The organism is Photorhabdus hindustanensis (genome assembly GCF_002968995.1).
Classification (GTDB): Bacteria; Pseudomonadota; Gammaproteobacteria; order Enterobacterales; family Enterobacteriaceae; genus Photorhabdus; species Photorhabdus akhurstii.
In genome coordinates, this window is record NZ_PUWT01000023.1 from 195,215 (window position 1) to 214,379 (window position 19,165).

Sequence of the window (19,165 nt, forward strand, 5' to 3'; positions counted from 1 at the left end):
CTGTTATTAACCAATCTTGGTCAGAGTGCCTTTCACCATAGCAATGCCGGTCGCATCCACCTGAACAATGCCGCCTTTTAATTGTGCCATCGCACTGCCTTCTACTTTTACTGTGGTGCCGGTTAGCTCCGCCATGCCGCCGCTCTTCAACGCCAGTTTTCCTGATCCTTCTACTGTGACGGATGGCGCTTTGATGGTAATCCCGGATGGGGTAATCGATAATTTGCTGGCGCCGACTTTCAGTTCAATGCCCTGATTTGCCGTAATTGTGCATTGTTGACCTACATTGATTTTGGCGTTACCTCTGGATACCTCCAGCTCATAACTGCCTGCGCTGACGGTGGTGGTGAAATTGCCGCGATCCAAGGTCTGTTTCTTGTCGCCTTTTTTCACCTCAGTTAAGGCATTGCCTTCGCTCAGAATTAACGTGTCATTGCCCTTTTTAACTTGGGTATCGCGCTTTTCTTGGATTTCCCATAACACGTTGCGATCAATCTGCGCCGAAAAATCATTTTTCACTTTCAGGCGCATATCTTTTTGTGAGTGAAGCAAAATAAACTCTTCACCTTTCTTATCTTCGAAACAAAACTGATGTCCTTGCTCCACCGTGCCTTTTGCACTACTGCGCGTAGCGATACCACTTTGGGTTTTTTGTCCCGGTAGCGCGAATGGCGGCATTTTTACCCCGTTATAAACCGTTCCGGTTACTAGCGGGCTATCCGGGTCGCCATCAATAAAACTCACCAATACTTCGCTGCCCACACGTGGTACAAATTGCGCGCCAAACTTTGCGCCATTCCAGAACTGACTGACGCGTATCCAGCAGGAGCTGTCATCATCTTTTTTATGTTCTTTATCCCAGTGAAACTGGATTTTGATGCGCCCTTGTTGATCAGTGTGGATCTCTTCTGACTTCGGCCCCACCACCAGCGCGGACAATACGCCGGAAATGTAGGGCCGAGTAACAGAAGAAAGCGGGCGAAATGCTTTATTCGCCGGGAATAAGGTCACTTGAGACGAAAACAGTAATTCGCCTTCCTCCAGATTGTTCTCCGCTTTTAATCGCTGGTGGCCCACGGCATAACGGCCATCGGCACTGGTGTGACCTTTCAGGGTGAACTGATGCCCCACTTGTAAACCGGGATAACTGTTAGCGGCACGTGCATAATAAGACTGTGATTCCCATTGTTCCATGCACAGTGTTGCCTGTGCTTCCAGTTGATTACGCTCCTCCTGACGTCGATCATCATAGATAGAAAGCTTGGGATTGGTGGAATAGCCGCTGTTCGCTTTGGCGCTGGCACTGATTGCCGCAGCACTTTTAACGTTATAACCATTCATTTCCGCGGTACCTGGAATCATTGTGCGATGAATATGCCAGGCGCGTAGTCCATAGCCTTGTTGATCACCTATCTTCGATTGATATGGCAATACCGCTAAGGACGCGTTAATAAACGTTGAAGGATGATCCGCCAATACCAGTACATGACGCCCCTCTTCATGGCGAAAGAAATAGAAAATCCCTGCTTGTTCCAGTTGACGTGTTACAAAGTCAAAATCTGATTCCTTGTATTGCATACAATATTCAAGTTTCGGATAACGGCTTTTTAACGCCACTTCAACGTCGTTAAACCCACGTTTACGAAAGATATCACATACCATATCCGGCACACTGATGCGCTGATAGACGCGCAAATTATGGGTTAATGTCAGCATTTTTAGCCAGGGTTCAATACGTGCCTGATAACAAAACTGGCCGTCGCTGAAACCTTGTTGCTGCAATTCAGTCAATATGCCATGCACAATGCGATGATTCGGCGCTTCACCAAGACGAAATGCCAAAGGCTTACCGATATGAGACTCCAGCTTATCCCAGTCTGCGTTGGAATAGAGTTGAGCAGAAAATGAATAAGGCTGCGACAGGTGCTCTTCCCCCTCTATTTTGCTCAGTGCCACAATGTCTGACAGGCTACCGATAACCTGTAGAAAACGATTCTTTTGCCCTAACAGCATATTTTTATTACCTGCGTTTTTTGTTTAACTTGCGTAAGGACCGGTACATTCAGCCAAATAGATACGCTGAATATTGTTCTCGCCGGTATTGCCCAAACAGCCATCCCATCCCAATTGGCGGCTGCCATTTAATACATTGCCTTGCCCACTATGCTGTACCAACAATTCCAGTGAAAAGGAGAGCATCGGCCCGGCAAATTGCCACACCCATTGTGTCAATTTGCGATATTGTTCATTTCCCGGCATAAAGGCGGTGCTCTGCCGAGCGGCAAACGGTCCTAACTGAACATGAAATCCTGATTGAATATCCCAATAAGCATGTCCCAACATCGGGTTATCGCCTAACAAACTACGACCTAAACAGCAACGATGAGCCTGTTCAGCATATTGCCAGCGCCCTTTAAAAGGCTGGATGTTGACCGCCATACCAAATTCTCGTTGCAATAGGTGTTGTAAATTCACCATTGAGCGGACCGGTGTTGCTAATAATCCGACACAGGCGGGATGAGAACGTTGTGTTGTGTCCGCCATTAACTGGCCGGCAACCGCTGAAATAACTGCCGGTAAAGCTCGATAGTTTTGCAACTCCGCATGGGTTTGTAACTCTGTATTGATATACAACCGGTATTTCTGCCATGCCTGAAAACGCAGACTAAGCAAACGATGAGTAAAAATATCAATAAATGCCTGAGCTGATTCGTCGCCATAGCGGTAACGCCTATCAATCAGCCATTCGGTATAGCGCAACGGTAATGCGCCAAGGGTTCCTAATAGACCAAAGTGATATACCGCCATGCGATACTGCTCGTACCCCTCTTGCGGTGGCAATAGAGACTCGACTTCCCTTTCCGGCGCATCCAATGTGAGTACAGAGCTAAATTGCACCACATCATCAGGAGTGATTGCTGTTTCTTCACGTTGGCGACAACGTTTAAGCAAACGGCGTACATTTTGATAAAAACGGCCGCCAGCTAAACGTAGCTTATTTTCTAAAGCCATGTCAGTCTCCCACTGCGACGCGGCCAACGACGGGTACTGTTATTAACCGTCTCTAGCTGCGTTACGGTCTGCGTGAAGCTATTAATCGGCGCATACATGGCGATAAAACGTTCTAACAGGTTGCAAAACAGATAAAAATCCACAAATTCCCCCGCTTGTGCCTGAAATGTCAATGTCACTTCCAGCCCACGCGCTAGGGAATAGGGATCGGCGGGATTCAGGCGTGCACTCACCGGCGCAATAGCAACCTGCTGTAATTGTGCAATCAACCGCGATATGGCCGGATCACCAAGCAAATTGTAGAGTTCTAGCGTCTCTTTTAAGCACTGAACTCCCTGCGGACCACTCAGTAGCATTTGGTTCAAATTGAGTTGCGATACCAACCGCCAGTTCAAGGCACTATTGGATTGTGGACGCACCGGCAAGCGAGGACGGATCAGTCCCAGAATTTTTACGCCCGGAAGTGCGCTTTCTGATTCGAAATCCCCATCAGGATGACCGTTGTTCAACTGCCGCGGTATATCACGGTTAGTACAGGTCAGACTCAAAATCACCACATCGGTTTCAGGTTTCAGATGTTCGCCGCTGCTATCAGAAAAACCGATGAACATATTCATCCCCAGATCGTTATGCCTGAGTGAGGGGCGCGGAGTTGCCTGCCAAAATAACGGGAACTGTTCATCAGACTGTGTATGTTCAATACCAAATAATGACGGTACTGGTTTGGACCTTAATTGTTCCTGCTGACGGCTGACAATCTCGACCTGATCGATGGTATAGATTTCCATACTTTGTGGGCGACGCGCATCCGGTTGAACCAGATATTCGTGCTCTGTTTCCAGTGGAATAATGGGTTCCGCCTGATGAGGAAACAGGTTAATTATCGGTACGCAATTCAGCCGGAAGGTTTCGTTGCTGACTTTATCGCTCATACGTTCAATTCGGCGCAATGCGACACAATCCTTAAGCCGGAAACGGTATTGCAGCTCACCTAATGAACTGGTAATCACACCGGCGTCCGGTAGCGGAATATCCAGGAATAAGAATTTTTCCGGGAAACTAAAATAATCACGAAACAAGTGATGAACCGGATTTATCAATGAATCATCGGCGCATAAGTTATCTTGCGGATCGAAGCCCACTACCTGAACATCTCGGTTATTCAGGTTGAATGCGCGCGCACCCAACCGACATTCTAGTTGTTTAACTTGCGCCGACAACAATTCATACAAACAATGGGTCAGCACCGGTGCGCCATGTAAATACAACCGGATATGTCGTGCCTGAAAGCTGGCGCCCGGCCACAGGGTAAAATTTAGCGTTAAGATAAAGTCCCGATCATAAGGGTCTGGTATTAGTTCTGCATGTGTTAAATCTAATGGCAACATCTCCAGCGGATATACCGTGCGGAAACGACAGGCTACATCACCTACCGGTTGAGAAATCAACGGGGTATGCCGCGCCACTGTCATCATTCCGGTCACACCGGATGTTAATGGGTCTTGTTGAAACTGCACCAACGATACCGAGGGTACCTGACGTAGAAACTGTGGCGCCAGTACCTCCAACATAGCGTTACTCAGCTCCGGCATATCTTCATCAATCCGCTGATGGATTTTTGCTGTCAGAAACGCGAAAGATTCCACTAGACGTTCTACATGCGGATCTTCTGAAACGCCTTCTGCGAACCCAAGACGTTTGGCAATTTTAGGAAAACGCTGAGAGAAAGCGGCGCCATATTGTCTTAAATAACTCAATTCCCGGTTGTAATAAGTCAGTATTTTTTGTGGTAATAACATCATTTTGTTATTTATCCCATGAAATTGAATAGGTATACGCGGTACTGTTCCATGAGATAGAAAACACCACTTGTTCGTTGAAGAAAATTCCACTCACCCAGAAAGTTATACTTTCTGGCGTATTTTTTTTGTAATGTAATAACGACGCTTTTCAAGCGCGGTTCGAACCAGGAAATAGCCTGGTAAATATTATTGCTAAGTGCGTCAATACGTTCATCATCGGAAATATCTACATTAATGACATCGGAAACACCATAATTTAAAACTGATTTCGGTAACTCACCAAATAAAGGGGAAATTTCAGAAATCGGTCTTGATGAAAATAACATATTCAAATCAGAAATTAGGCTTTGTACAACTTCCTGACGCGACCAGACAAGTGCGACACCCCGTTTTTCATCTTGTGGATAATCATCTTTCAGGCGATGGAGAAATGAAGGCTGAATCATCATATTTTTCCGGGTAGAAACTGCCAGCCTTTGGCCGGCAGTAAACAGTCGAAATTACTGTTTCTTGTTCTCGATAAGATCCCAACCTTCCGGCCCCACCTTATCTCCTTTAGTTCCATCTTCTTTGAGCGGTGTAAATGTCCACTTAATTTTGGAATAGGCGATAGAAAGCTGTTCTTGTGGGAATTCACCACCACGTGAACACGTTTCATGAACGTCAGAGATAATACATTCGTCCATTTCCACTTCCGCATAAGGGTGCATTTCGCCTTTGAAAAGCGTGCAAATTTCCAATTTCACTTTCTTAATTGCGGTACCTTGCGCCACAGCGGACAGCAAACCAATTGAACTGGAATCCAGCACTTTCACACAGTCAATGGTACGGAAATCCGATGCACCAACGGTAATTTTACGTTTACCGCTGTCTGCGATACGTGCATGGTTGAACGCGCCAAAATTGACATGACTCAGCTCAATCCACTGTTTATGTTTGCTGTCGGTACTCTCACCTGTAATACCATCAATTTGTAAAAAAATTGAAGAACTCATAATTAACTACTCCAGTTAGTTGTAATAAATAGGATAAATATTAATAAATATAAAAATCAGGCAGCCGATGACGGTGGTAAATCGGCAACCAACCGTAAAGACATACTTAATCCTTCTAATTGGAAATGCGGTCTTAAATAGGCCACAGCCCGATATGTTCCCGGTGAGCCGGGGACTTCAACGACATCAACTCTCGCCTCACGTAATGGGTGACTCGCTTTAATTTCTGCGCCAACGGTATCAGAGCCAACAATATATTGGTTGATCCAATTTTGCAGATAAGACTGACATTCCTCACGGGACATAAAACTACCCACTTTGTCACGCACAATCATTTTCAGATAATGTGCAAAACGAGAAGTTGTCATAATGTATTGCAATTGGGTTGATAATTTTGCGTTAGCGTTTGCCAGGTCAGAGTTATATTTCCTTGGTTTATTCGGTGACTGTACCGAGAAAAATGCGGCGTAGTCAGTCCCTTTATAATAAACCAGAGGAATGAACCCTAATTCTGCTAACTCTTTTTCACGGCGATCAGAGATAGCCACCTCAGTCGGGCATTGCAGCACATTTTCACCGGACACAGAGACATAATGATACGCAGGCAATGCTTCTACCAATCCTCCCCCTTCTACACCACGGATCGCCGCACACCAACCATACTGTTCAAATGCCGCCACCATGCGACCTGCCAGTGCATAGGCAGCGTTAATCCACAGATAACTGCCGCTATCTCCTTCCTTCACCTGCTCTTCGAAGCAGAATTGCTCAACCGGGATGGTTTTTGCCCCGTAAGGCAAACGGCCAATTACTCGTGGTAAAGTCAGACCGACATAACGGGAGTCATCAGATTCCCGGAAGCGTTTCCAACGCAGATAATCGGATGTTGCAAGCAGTTTGGATAAATCACGTGGACGTGGTAGTTCACCAAAATCATTCAGCCCCAACATGCCCGCGTTGACTGAACTGATAAACGGCGCATGGGCTGCGGCGGCCACATGAGAAATCTGTTCTAGCAAATAGAGATCTTCCGGGCTGTTATCAAAGTCAAAATCACCGACAAATGCTGAATAAGGTTCACCACCAAAGGTACCGTATTCATATTCATACACATTTTTAAACAGCATTGACTGATCGAAATCCGATGCCGATTTAAAATCTTTAATTAAATCGGTTTTCGTCGCGTTCAACATGCGGATTTGGGTATTATCCGTTTCGCTTTGGTCAAGTAATCCTTTAAGTCCCACCCAAGAGGATTCCAGACGCTGAAATTTCGGGTGGTGTAATACCAGACTCAGTTGAGCGGACATCAGCGCATCAATCGCTGCGATACGTTCGTCAATGCTGTTTACCAAATCGCCGGAAACCACCAGTGAACCGGAGGTGACTTCGGCCAGAAACTGGTCGAGCTGGCTTTTTACCCGATCACGATCTGCTTCTCGACGAATGGCTTGCGTGTTATCAATAATCTGATCAAGAAAATCACCATTTGTTTCCGTCGTTTTCAATTCTTGTTGTTCAACAACGCTCTGTTCCATACTGCCCTCACTGTGCATTGTTATTTTCCGGGATATTGCTATTTTCCGGGGTGACGTCATCTGCTTCTTCATTTACCTGCGGTAATTTATCCGCATGTTCAGCCAGAATTTCCGCCAGACGGTCACGCAATTTTTCATTGCTCAATGCACGGCCTTTCAAATCACTGAGTTTGCCGCGTACCTCTAATAAATGACGAAGCGGTTCTATCTGTTTCGCCAAATTCTCTGGGGTAAAGTCAGACATTGATTTAAATTGCAAATCGACATTAATAAATCCGCTCTGACCCGGCAGCGCGCTTTCAACCTGTAATTCCAATGAGGGTGATAAACCTTCCATCACCGCGTTAAAATTATCTTTATCAACATGCATGAAACGACGTTCACGCATCGGAATAGATTGCTCCGCGAATTGCCCAACAACACCAATAACCAAAGGCAATTCTTTTTTCTCGACCGCGCCACCTAATTCAACATCATAAGTAATCTGAACTCGGGGCGGTCTGACTTTATCAAGCTTACGTTGAGTATTCATGGCACCTTTTACCTTTATATATGACAGGAAGTGCAAATTTATATTAGACCGCACCAAACCTGATTAAATAGCCGAATAAGATGAGAGATAGATGAAGAGATCAATTAACACTATTGATAGCAAGTTAATATGCTGTGACACATTTAATGATATTCAAAACCCACCGTATTTCGGCGGTGAATAAGTTCTCATGGATATTAATTTAATGCAATAGTCTCAAGGTGAAATATAATATCTGTAATTTAACATTATTTTGTAATTGATTGTATTTACTGTGAAAAATAGATAAAGCACATTGTGGTGAAAATGCATTTTCATACTTGTCTTATTTTTCATATCGCTGTTTTTAATCACGAAAGTCTGACGAGTCAGAAAAATAGAAATATAGATGGAATTAGAGTTTAATTTAACCTGTGATGAATTTTTGAATGGAAATGGAATATTTTTCGAGTTTTTATTGCATCAAAGCGCTGATTAAGAAACAGCGCTTTATTAATATTTGATTTGGTGTCTTTTTAGGCTAATTAAGTTTAGCGCTAATGAAATATCAATCCGACTTTATTTTTGTGTCATCATTATTATTCCGCCTTTACGATGTAGTTAAATGCAATATTTCGAGGGCGGGTTTCATGGCTCGTTCTGGCTACTCGTGACGCGTCAAATAAGGTTTTATAACTGTCGTAATCATTCGGAGATCCATACATACCGTTTACTGTTCCTCCGTTAGCAAAAACACCTTCAGTGGAGATTGCTATTCCATTATCTCCCACAAATGACCCCCTTAAATCTTGTAAAGCGTCACTCTGGTTTGTCAGAAGTGCTCTATCCTTGTCCACTCCTCGGCCATCATCCCAGCCCCGAATAAATTCCCCTCTTAGGTCGGGTAATCTACCGTTAGGATAAGCTTCTGCTAACTTCGGGTATTGTAATTTATTAAAAGCGGAACCATTACAAGTGAAATAGCCGATAGGTGGATGCGCTAACGGCCAGGGAATAGGAGCGCCAACAGGAATTTCATTGGCTGTTTTAATCAGTTTATCTACTTCTGCTCGGGTGTATACTTCTGTTCGGGTATATGCTCCCACATCACTCGCATTCAGATTAATATCCTCAGTCAACGCTTTACCATTTATTTTTCGGCTATTGGAGACTTTGCCATCAATATTTCCACGCAATGAGTTGATGATTTCCTGAACTAGCTTTTGTGTCACTGCCAATGTCTCATTATTGCCAATTTCATTGGTCAGTTGAACAACACCTTTTTGTGTCAATGAGGCATTGGGAATTTCTGCTGTGACTTTTTGTTTTAACGCTTGATTTAATTTGGCAGTGAGTTTAGCGATATCACCATCATCTAGAATGTCGTCACCAGATTGTGACGCAATAAAATTAGCGATAACGGAAGCTATTGTTGACGATTGGCGTAATGCCTTATTTAATACGTGAGTAGAAATATTATCTGGTGGAAATCCTACCTGTAAACTCTGATTCTCTTCATATTTTTCTTGGCTTACCACATTAGCATTATTACTAATAGAAAAAGCTTTAAAATCATTTTTTTGGCTCATATATTTACCATGAATTTTATAATTAATACATTAAATTATTAGAAATAATTCCACATAATTTATACCAATCATTCATAACATAGCGATAAGCTCGTTTTTATACAAGATTTTATTAAGACAAAGTGCGGATTAAAAAATAGTCTTGTATCAATATTTAAAGACAATAAAACTTTAATGCTATTATCTATTATTCTTGCGGTTTTTCAGGCCAGTTAATATCTGGTTTCTAATGAAATATCAACCCGGTTTAATAATTACATCAATATGAGCAAGATATTTGTGATGATCTACTATACCCGTTATCTTTCAAGTTGCCTCTTTGTTGGCTGCGCTCGCTCACCCCGGTCACATAGTTATCTATGCTCCCGGGGATTCACTCCCTTGCCGTCGCGATCCATCTTGAAATCCATAGGGTATAGGTGTCCGCTTGTTTAACCAATATGTTGTGGAGCGCCGCCAGGTATACACGCAGGTATGACTATTGGCGGACGTACAGATGATGGCGTAGTCTCGTTGTCGATCTGTACTGTCGCTTTACTCTCGCTTACCGGCAATTTGATACTTTTGGTTGCCGCGGACGTATTACCATATTCGTCTTTAGAAATAACAACCACGAAAAGTGCTTCTGCGGCTAACGCTGTGATGTTGTAGTATTTTTTGGTGTCAACTTTCGCCTGCCAGTTAACCAAGTCGCCATCAAATGGTATCTTTATCCCATTGACATAAATATGCGTTGTCGCAATTTTACTTGTGTCCTTCGCCGTACCAAAAATTGTAAGCGTAGTACCGGCAAGAGATGCATTCAATACTAACACCGGGGGCAGCTTATCTGTGCGTTGCACCGGTGGTACTGTTTTCCCGTCTGAGTAGTCCAGTATTTCGTCGGCCAATGGGGGAACCCGGGTTGCTATGGTTCTGTTATTGGTGGCGAATTCATAAGCGTATGCGTACCGAAGCAGATCGTTGTCGCTGTAAGCTGGGCCAATGAATGTTAAGTTAACAGGAATACCCGTGTCCTTCATGGTCCCCATGCTCACTGAAACACTTGGGATGCCCAGGTGACGGAGAACATAGTTGGTGTTTGAGTACAGGTTACCGTTCTGCAATGCTTCTTCGTATGAGACATTATTGACATCTACGTTAGCCTTACCGATGTTGCCGTTTGCGGGAAAAACAATGAGATCAAGTTCCTCCGCTTTCATCCAGTTCTCAAGGTCTATCTTTCGCGTTTCTTCGAGGCCGCGGAGCATAGCCGCAAAACCCGGTAGTTTCTCGATGGGTTGGACCCCAGCTTTGATTGTGTCGATGAGCAATTTATAATCTGAATTTCGATTAAATCCGCGACACGCATCGACGGATGCTGGCGGGGTTGGAAATACTGTCGCCGGGTTAATATTAGTCCAAGAAGGAAAATTCGGGTCTCCTACGCTCTTGAGGAACTCTTCGGCCGCATAGGAATTTATGTAGTTAAACTCCAATTCCATCCAGTTGAGCGGAATAAGTCCGCGTTCTTCCATCGTTCTAGTACCTACACGGTCCCCCTCATAATTATTCTGGAGTGGGAAATCGATTTCAATCACGTCAGCGCCAAGCGCACGAAGGTCAGCGGCAGCCTTATCCCAAAGTTCAATGATAGACGGCCTGACGCGAACGGGATCACTGCCGCCAAAATCTTTGCCAATGTACATCTTTGGAACGCCAACTCTTCGTCCTTTCAGCGAATTTGGGTCCCTGAGTTCAAGATAGGTTTTAGGGCGTACTGAAGTCACGGCAGGTAGTTTGACAACCTTCTGATGACGCCAGAGGTCTCCTTCTGTGATTGGATCATCAGCCACTACCACATCCAGGACTCGAAGCATATCCTCAACAGTACGTGTATGCGGGACAACCACATCACGTATAGGGTACAGAGGCCAATTGCCTCGGATTGAGATCAATCCACGTGAAGGAGTATAGGCCGCCAGAGCATTATTAGAAGCAGGTGAACGACCAGACGATATGGTTTCCTCCCCCATCCCGAAAGCCGCAAAATTTGCGGCCGTCGCAGTAGCCGAACCGTTCGATGAACCGGAAGACCATGCGGCCGTAAGATAGTCGGCGTTGTAGGGACTTTCCGCACGACCATAAACACCTCGCTGCATGCCGCCGGCAGCCATCGGAGGCATGTTGGTCTTTCCGATGAGAACCCCACCAGACTCCCGAATCTTTTTAACCGTGAAAGCATCATCTTTTGCCATCAGCTTTTTGAAAGCGGGCGAACCCGCAGCTACGGTGAGACCAGCAACCATATAGCTATCCTTAACAGTGTAAGGGATTCCGTGAAGTGGCCCGAGTATTATGCCCTCAGACCGCAGACGGTCTGTCTCCGCAGCCTCCTCAAGCGCTCTTGGATTTAAGACAGGAATGGAGTTCAGTTTTATGCCATTGAGATCGTAGGCATATACTCGGTTCAGGTACATTGTCGTCAATTCGACACTCGACAACGCACCAGCCTCCATCGCTTGCTGCATCTGTTTGATGGTTGCTTCTTGCAACGAAAAAATCCGTGTGTTGGATGCATCAGTCGTTGGCATAAATACCGCGCTCATGAATAATGAGCCCATCACTACTAGCACGCTGTTGGGTATGTTCCCGGTGAACTTCCTTAACCAGAACAACCATGCATTACATGTAATAGATCGACCTGACCGAATGGCGGTTATGCTTTCTAAGTCCATAATTAATCTCCAATAATGGGTGAACTGAATGTGGTTAAATTAGAACTTAAATATGAAGATAGATAAGTCATTACGCCATTCGGAAAAGCAAACTTGATAAAATTGGGGATTATTCCATTAGATCCCTAATACAGCGTTTTTGAATCTAAGATATTTTCTTGTGTCATTATTATTCCGCCTTTACGATGTAGTTAAATGCGATATTGCGTGGTCGTGTTTCTGTTGCTGCACGTGCGACAAGTGATGAATCGAAATTGACCACTCTTCCGTAGTCCCCCCCATCAAGTGTATTGCCTCTATGTGTACTATCGCCAAGTGAAAATGCTCCAGCGGCGTTAATAACAACAGCTCTGATCGTTGTAAATGTTCCCGTAATTTTTTGAATGGCATCCTCTTGAGATGTTAAAATTACACGCTTAGCATCCACACCGCGCCCATCATCCCAACCGCGAATAAATTCGCCTCTTAAATCGGGTAATCTGCCATCAGGATAAGCTTCTGCTAACTTTGGATACTGTAATTTATTAAAAGCGGAACCATTACAAGTGAAATAGCCGATAGGTGGATGGGGCAACGGCCAGGGAATAGGAGCACCAACAGGAATTTCATTAGTTGTTTTAATCAGTCTATCTACCTCTGCGCGTGTATATACTTCTGATCGGGTGTATACCTCTGTTCGACAGTCTATCTACCTCTGCGCGTGTATATACTTCTGATCGGGTGTATACCTCTGTTCGAGTATATGCCCCTACATCACTCGCATTCAGATTAATATCCTCAGTCAATGTTTTACCATTTATTTTCCGGCTATTGGAGACTTTACCATCAATATTCCCACGCAATGAGTTGATGATTTCCTGCACTAGTTTTTGTGTCACTGCCAATGTGTCATTATTGCCAATTTCATTGGTCAGTTGAACAACGCCTTTTTGTGTTAATGAGGCATTGGGAATTTCTGCTGTGACTTTTTGTTTTAACGCTTGATTTAATTTGGCGGTGAGTTTAGCTATATCACCATCATCCAGAACATCATCATCAGATTGTGTCGCAATAAAGTTAGCGATAACAGCGGCTATTGTTGATGATTGGCGTAATGCCTTATTCAATACGTGAGTAGATATATTGTCTGGTGGAAATCCCACTTGTAAGCTTTGATTTTCCTCATATTTTTCTTGACTCACTACATTAGCATTGTTACTAATAGAAAAAGCTTTAAAATCATTTTTCTTGCTCATATTCCCCTCTTGAATAAAATAATTTTATTACGTAATTAATATGTTATATTATCGTATAGATAACTCTATCTATTGACGACAATCATAGTCTAGTTCAAGAAAATAATAATGGGTTGTTTTTATAGCTTACAGGGTTAATTATTTTTGTATAAGTGGATAATAAATTGATTAATAAGTGGTGAATTATTCCCTTTATATTTTATTGAAAATTAATCTATAAAATATGAAAATGTTTTTATTTGATTTGATTTTTAATAAATACATTAATATGCATGTTTATTTTCTACTTAATATAAACATGCATATTTAAATATTTCATCATCCTTAAACCCAGGGATTTAATATTGGTACACCGGTCAATTCAAAATCAATCACATTTCGTGTGATGACAGTCATACCATGAACCAGCGCGGTGGCGGCGATTAGTGCATCACGCTCTGAGCATGGATCAGGGACATGCAACCGGGCACACCGCTGAGCTACAGCCGTATCTACTGGCAAGATCCGACCAGTAAATTCCGGTATTACATGGTGGTTGAACCATGAGCGCAATAATGCCCCTTGGGTTATGTCTCGTCGTTCAATCTGTAAGATGCCGGTTTCCAGCTCCATAATAGTAATGGCTGACAGGAAAAGCTCCGTTGCATCAACACTTTCAGCCCATGCAGCCACACCGGCATTAGCTTTACCCGTTCGAACTTTCCGAAGTTCAGAGACAATATTAGTATCAAGAATATACATCATGAAAAATTGGCTGGACGGCTATTGATAGCGACACGTGGTGGATTGAATTCAATATCTTCAACACCGGGCATTGCTAAAGCATCAGCGATGTTTCTACGCTGCTTGGTGATTCGTTGATATTCTTCAATGGTTAGCAGGACATGTGCCGGTTTGCCACGATCTGTGATGAACACTGGACCGCTTTTAGCTGCTTTTTTTGCCCCGCTGACATCCTGATTGAGCTGCCGACTCGATAAGGTTGTGATTGACATGGTGCACCTCGATATAATAGCTAATTTATGTAGGTACGTTACTACATATTGCTAAGGGGTGCAAATTTTAGTCATTCACCCTCTTAGCATCCCAGGAAAAATTAGGTTAAGTGTGCCATCACCAACCGCGTAGCCGCAGCAAGTACATCACGGTGTGATTCGGCATCTTGCTGAGGTTGCATCAAGCAAGTGAAAAACGAAGGTTTTCTTTACCTAGTAGCAAAGCGGAGATTTCATGATATAGTATTAAAAGGTATTACCTTCTAATATTTAGGTGGAAGAAAATGGCAACCTCAGTAAAACTTGATGATAATTTGAAAAGTCGCATCCAGTATTTAGCAGAAGTGCGACATCGTTCAGCCCATTGGATAATGCGTGAAGCTATACGTGATTATGTAGAGCGTGAAGAAAAACGTGAATCTTTCAAACAGGATGCATTGTGTGCCTGGGAAGCGTATCAAGAGAATGGACTACACCTGACACTTGAAGAAGCGGACGATTGGTTAGCTAAGCTCGAAGCAGGAGAAGATGCGGAGTTACCTGAATGCCACGTTTGATTTGGTCTCCACCTGCTCTTGCTGATATACAGCGGCTCTATGGTTTTCTTGCCAAAAAAGACAAAGACACTGCTCGTCGAGCCATTAAAACAATACGTGCTGGCGTGAAAATGCTGGCATGTCAGCCTGAAGCAGGACGCCCTGTTGACGAGATGGATCCGGCATTCCGGGAGTGGCTTATTGATTTTGGAAGTAGCGGCTATATCGCCATGTACCGGATTGAGGGTGAAACAGCCACAATTTTTGCTGTACGACATCAAAAAGAGGCCGGATATTAAAATAATGATCACCACTACCGGTTTTATCACCCACTACTCGATAAGGTTGTGATTGACATGGTGTACTCCGGTATTATGCAGGCACGTTACTACATAATGCTAAGGGGTGTAAACTTTAGTCATTCACCCTCTTAGCATCCCAAGAAAAATTAGGTTAAATGCGCCATCACCAACCGCGTAGCCGCAGCAAGTACATCACGGCGTGATTCGGCATCTTGCTGAGGTTGGGTAAAGTAAACTGCCAGAACCACAGGCGCCCCCTTTGGCGGCCAAAGTACCGCGACATCGTTAGTGGTGCCATAATCGCCACCTCCGGTTTTATCACCCACTACCCAGTCGGCTGGGGTACCAGCGCGAATACTGGCATCTCCGGTGGTATTTCCTTTAAGCCAAACGATTAATTGTTCACGTTGTGATGCTCCAAGTACCTCTCCAAGCACGATTTTCTTCACGCTGGCCGCCATTGCCGTGGGTGTTGTGGTATCTCTGAGGTCACCGGGAATGGCGCTGTTCAAATCGGGTTCCCTGCGATCGAGTCGAAATGCAGGATCACCTATACCTTGAGTAAAGCGATTTACTGCCTCTAATCCCCCCAATTCTTTAATCAATAGATTTGCTGCGGTGTTATCGCTGTATTGCACTGTTGCCGCACATAATTGTGCAACGCTCATCCCTTGATTTAAATTCTTGCGCGCAATAGGAGCATAAGAGAGTAAGTCAGACTCACGATAATGAATATGTTTCGCTAATAATTCTGGCTGGGACATGCTTTTGTGCAACACCGCCGCAGCAAGTATCAGCTTGAAAGTACTACAAAAAGGAAAACGTTCATCCCCTCGGTATTGAATTTCCTGGCCGTTGGCAGTATTAATCAGCGCCACGCCTAAACGGCCTTTTGTGCTGTTTTCTAGTTCGGTAAGTTGTTTATGCAGGGATGAGGGAATAGCGCCAGCCCATGCCGGAAAAGCAAAGTTGATCAATGGATATGTAATACCGGCTAATAATAACGAACGCCGCAACGGAGAGTGTTTCATATTTGGATCTCGTAATATGGATAATAAAAAAACGCATTATAGAGAGAAAAAAGTAATGTCGCACTATTTTTAATAATATTTTATTATGGCGATTTTTATCATGATAAGCATTGTGTTTAATCTGCGATATAATGTGAAATAATATTTCATTTAATGCCGTGGTAATTGTAATTAGAAGATTTAGAATTATCTTTGTTATTTTTAATTCATTTTATCCCTGTGTAAAAATTAAATTCAATAACTTATTATGAATGATTCAAATTACTTATGGCTGTGATTTTACGCTAATGAAATGGTAATATTTTGTTGATTTTTAAGTACTTTTAATTTAATTTGTTGTATGAATATAAAATTAAAATTTTATCAAAGAAAACTAATTTAAAATAGTAAGTGTTAAAAATATAAATACAGATTTATCATTACAATTTAATAAATATAATTATTAACATAATGCAATTATAATCTTATTTTAAAGTTTGTTTTTAAATAAAAAATCAATGTATTGTATTTGTGAATTGATTATTAAAGAAATTATATTGAAAGAGTAATAACAACTATTCTAATCAATAAGAAATGAATGTCAGTATTATGCATTAATTTGAATGGGTTTTAATTTTATTTTTCTAACCAATTAAGTGAGTCAGCGATAAATTTTTTCATTTAATTTAAATATCCATATTTATTTTATATGTATTAAATGGAATTAACCGATCTCCCTTTATAATATTGTGGACTATAACTATCTATTAATTTAGTTACTTTTAAAAACTATCAACAATGATATAGATATATTTAGTATGTTTATTCTCACCTGCGAGATCATTTAGCATATAAACTTAATTTATTCAATTAAAGATTTGTAAAAATATTAAATTTTCATTATGGCTCACTAATTTATAAATTTTTAGACAATTACTCTTTAAATGATCTACATCAATCTATACTTACCTAGCCGGTTAATATTTTTAGAACACTTTTTTAACCTTATTTTAACTTAACAAGGATATGCATCATGGGTGTTTTTCAGTACAAAGACTTTGATAGCACTACTTCCAAAGAGTTGTTTTCCGACGCAAAAATTATCTCTGGATATGCTTATCATAATCTGGGTAGCGGATTTGCCGAGGGGTATTACAATTATGGTTTTGGTTTAGGGATGCCATTAACGTTGCTGACCGCAATTCTCGGCAGCACGACATCGCAGGGCATCACGCCTAAATTGCCTTGGAATCCGGACGCAGAAAAACAGGCACAAGATAAACTCAATGAATCAGGGTGGTTTACTATCAGTGCTGATGAGTTAGGCTATCAGGGTAGAACTGATGCCCGCGGTACTTTTTTTGGCGAAAAAGCAAGTCATTCCACTGCTCAGGCAGAGGTAATGGGAAAATATGATGCTGATGGCAATTTGATTTCTATTGGCATTGCGTTTCGCGGTACGAGTGGTCCTCGAGAGTCAGTTATTACCGATACATTGGGCGACATTATGAATAATGTGCTGGTGGCTTTAGGTAAGAAAGAATATTCGAATGACTACGCGCCAAACGCTTTTGGCCGGCTGCTGGACCATGTAGCCAATTATGCCAAAGCTCACGGTTTGACGGGCAATGACGTTGTGGTCAGCGGCCATAGTTTGGGTGGGTTAGCTGTGAATAGTATGGCGGAGTCTAGCGATACGAAATGGGGGGGATTCTACTCCCAGTCGAACTATATCACTTTCGCTTCGCCATCACAGTATGAGAAAGGTAACAAGGTGCTGAATGTAGGATATGAAAATGATCCTGTGTTCCGCGTGCTCAACGGCACCAGTGTTGATGCGAACTCTGCGGGCGTTCACGATGTACCAAGAGATTCGGCTACAAATAATATTGTTAATTTTAACGATCACTATGCGTCAGACTGGTGGAATGTACTGCCCTTCTCTATTGCTAATCTGTCAACTTGGGTTTCACATGTGACGCCATTTTACCAGAGCGGCATGCAACGTATTATGGATTCAACGTTCTACGATCTAACACATAAAGATTCGACTATTGTTGTCAGCAACCTTTCCAATGTCACCCGTGAAAAGACTTGGGTACAGGATTTAAACCGGAATGCTGAAAAACACACTGGCAGTACTTTTATTATTGGTACCGACGGCAACGACCTGATTAAAGGTGGTAAAGGAAACGATTATCTGGAAGGGCGCGACGGTAATGATATATTCCGCGATGACGGTGGATTTAACATGATTGCCGGCGGGAAAGGCCATAATACTTTTGATTTACAGAAGTCACTAAAAAATGCAGAAATAGCCTATGACCAGGCGGGTACATTGTATGTGCGTGATGCACAAGGTGGTATTACCATTGCTACGGATATCTCGACTATAAGAAGTAAGGAAAGTACCTGGCTGTTTCTGACTAAACAGGTGGATTCTCAAGTCAGAGCCGATGGTTTGTATTCCAACAGCGGATTGAAGACGAAATACGCCAATTCAGTAACAGGCAATGATGGGAATGATACACTGACGTCTAAAACTTCCGGTAGTTGGCTGTTTGGTCTGGATGGTGATGATACGCTGATCGGCTTCGGTAACAATAATGTCTTCGTCGGTGGTGAAGGAAACGATGTCATGAAAAGTCAGGGGAATCACAATACCTTCCTGTTCAACGGTGATTTTGGACAAGATATCATCTATGGCTATAACAAAACCGATAAACTGGTGTTCATAGGAACCGAAGGTAGCAGTGATAAGAGTGATTATCTGGATCATGCCTCTGTGGTGAACAATGATTTAGTGTTTACCTTCGGCCAAAATTCAGTCACTCTGGTTGGCGTCAGCATGGATAGTTTATTGGCTGATAATATAATATTGGCGTAACATATAAATTATGCGATACCCCTATTCGTAAAGTGG

15 protein-coding genes and 1 pseudogene are annotated in these 19,165 nt (G+C 42.8%); 3 read left to right on the plus strand and 13 right to left on the minus strand.

The genetic code is table 11. From position 1 onward, the window contains the following. Positions 1-6: 6 nt before the first annotated feature. The 12 genes and pseudogenes from C6H66_RS09870 to C6H66_RS09930 form a co-directional block, all read right to left on the minus strand. Positions 7-2,013 carry a type VI secretion system Vgr family protein gene (locus C6H66_RS09870; RefSeq protein ID WP_105395472.1) on the minus strand — a complete coding sequence of 669 codons (2,007 nt, stop codon included), beginning with the start codon at positions 2,011-2,013 and terminating at the stop codon, positions 7-9. A 24-nt stretch (positions 2,014-2,037) separates the two neighbouring features. Beyond that, positions 2,038-3,012 carry a type VI secretion system baseplate subunit TssG gene (gene tssG / locus C6H66_RS09875; protein WP_105395473.1) on the minus strand — a complete coding sequence of 325 codons (975 nt, stop codon included), beginning with the start codon at positions 3,010-3,012 and terminating at the stop codon, positions 2,038-2,040. After that, entirely contained in the window at positions 3,003-4,814 is a 1,812-nt protein-coding gene (tssF, locus tag C6H66_RS09880; RefSeq protein WP_105395474.1) for a type VI secretion system baseplate subunit TssF, read from the minus strand. Before tssF ends, tssG begins: the two co-directional genes overlap by 10 nt. Before the next feature lie 8 nt (positions 4,815-4,822). Then, positions 4,823-5,263: a type VI secretion system baseplate subunit TssE gene (gene tssE, locus C6H66_RS09885; protein WP_248000648.1), complete on the minus strand. Its 441-nt coding sequence runs from the start codon at positions 5,261-5,263 to the stop codon at positions 4,823-4,825. Positions 5,264-5,314: 51 nt separating this feature from the next. Continuing rightward, positions 5,315-5,809 carry an Hcp family type VI secretion system effector gene (locus C6H66_RS09890; RefSeq protein WP_046395395.1) on the minus strand — a complete coding sequence of 165 codons (495 nt, stop codon included), beginning with the start codon at positions 5,807-5,809 and terminating at the stop codon, positions 5,315-5,317. Positions 5,810-5,865: 56 nt separating this feature from the next. Next, positions 5,866-7,347, minus strand: coding sequence for a type VI secretion system contractile sheath large subunit (gene tssC / locus C6H66_RS09895; RefSeq protein ID WP_046395417.1), 1,482 nt, complete (start codon positions 7,345-7,347; stop codon positions 5,866-5,868). A 7-nt stretch (positions 7,348-7,354) separates the two neighbouring features. Then, positions 7,355-7,879, minus strand: coding sequence for a type VI secretion system contractile sheath small subunit (gene tssB / locus C6H66_RS09900; protein ID WP_046395394.1), 525 nt, complete (start codon positions 7,877-7,879; stop codon positions 7,355-7,357). Positions 7,880-8,457: 578 nt separating this feature from the next. Continuing rightward, positions 8,458-9,447 carry a tail fiber protein gene (locus C6H66_RS09905; RefSeq protein WP_105395475.1) on the minus strand — a complete coding sequence of 330 codons (990 nt, stop codon included), beginning with the start codon at positions 9,445-9,447 and terminating at the stop codon, positions 8,458-8,460. Between the two features lie 431 nt (positions 9,448-9,878). Continuing rightward, the gene (locus C6H66_RS09910; RefSeq protein WP_219847612.1) at positions 9,879-12,164 is read right to left on the minus strand and encodes an amidase; all 2,286 of its coding nucleotides are present in this window, start codon (positions 12,162-12,164) and stop codon (positions 9,879-9,881) included. Between the two features lie 169 nt (positions 12,165-12,333). Continuing rightward, positions 12,334-13,399: pseudogene (locus tag C6H66_RS26735) on the minus strand (tail fiber protein). A 324-nt stretch (positions 13,400-13,723) separates the two neighbouring features. Further along, on the minus strand, positions 13,724-14,140 hold the full coding sequence (locus C6H66_RS09925) for a type II toxin-antitoxin system VapC family toxin (protein ID WP_105395527.1): 417 nt from the start codon (positions 14,138-14,140) through the stop codon (positions 13,724-13,726). Continuing rightward, the gene (locus tag C6H66_RS09930; protein WP_105395478.1) at positions 14,140-14,394 is read right to left on the minus strand and encodes a type II toxin-antitoxin system prevent-host-death family antitoxin; all 255 of its coding nucleotides are present in this window, start codon (positions 14,392-14,394) and stop codon (positions 14,140-14,142) included. The genes C6H66_RS09925 and C6H66_RS09930 overlap by 1 nt, the downstream gene beginning before the upstream one ends. Before the next feature lie 284 nt (positions 14,395-14,678). On the opposite strand from C6H66_RS09930, the gene C6H66_RS09935 reads away from it, so the two are divergent. After that, positions 14,679-14,951: a CopG family ribbon-helix-helix protein gene (locus C6H66_RS09935; RefSeq protein WP_046396417.1), complete on the plus strand. Its 273-nt coding sequence runs from the start codon at positions 14,679-14,681 to the stop codon at positions 14,949-14,951. Further along, positions 14,939-15,229 (plus strand): type II toxin-antitoxin system RelE/ParE family toxin, encoded by a 291-nt coding sequence (locus tag C6H66_RS09940; RefSeq protein ID WP_046396418.1) that lies wholly within the window; start codon positions 14,939-14,941, stop codon positions 15,227-15,229. The genes C6H66_RS09935 and C6H66_RS09940 overlap by 13 nt, the downstream gene beginning before the upstream one ends. A gap of 149 nt (positions 15,230-15,378) precedes the next feature. Here the strand turns inward: C6H66_RS09940 and bla are convergent, their stop codons facing one another. Next, complete coding sequence (gene bla, locus C6H66_RS09945; protein ID WP_105395479.1) at positions 15,379-16,263, minus strand: class A beta-lactamase; 885 nt, start codon at positions 16,261-16,263, stop codon at positions 15,379-15,381. Between the two features lie 1,012 nt (positions 16,264-17,275). On the opposite strand from bla, the gene C6H66_RS09950 reads away from it, so the two are divergent. Continuing rightward, entirely contained in the window at positions 17,276-19,129 is a 1,854-nt protein-coding gene (locus C6H66_RS09950) for a polyurethane esterase (protein ID WP_105395480.1), read from the plus strand. Positions 19,130-19,165: the final 36 nt, after the last annotated feature.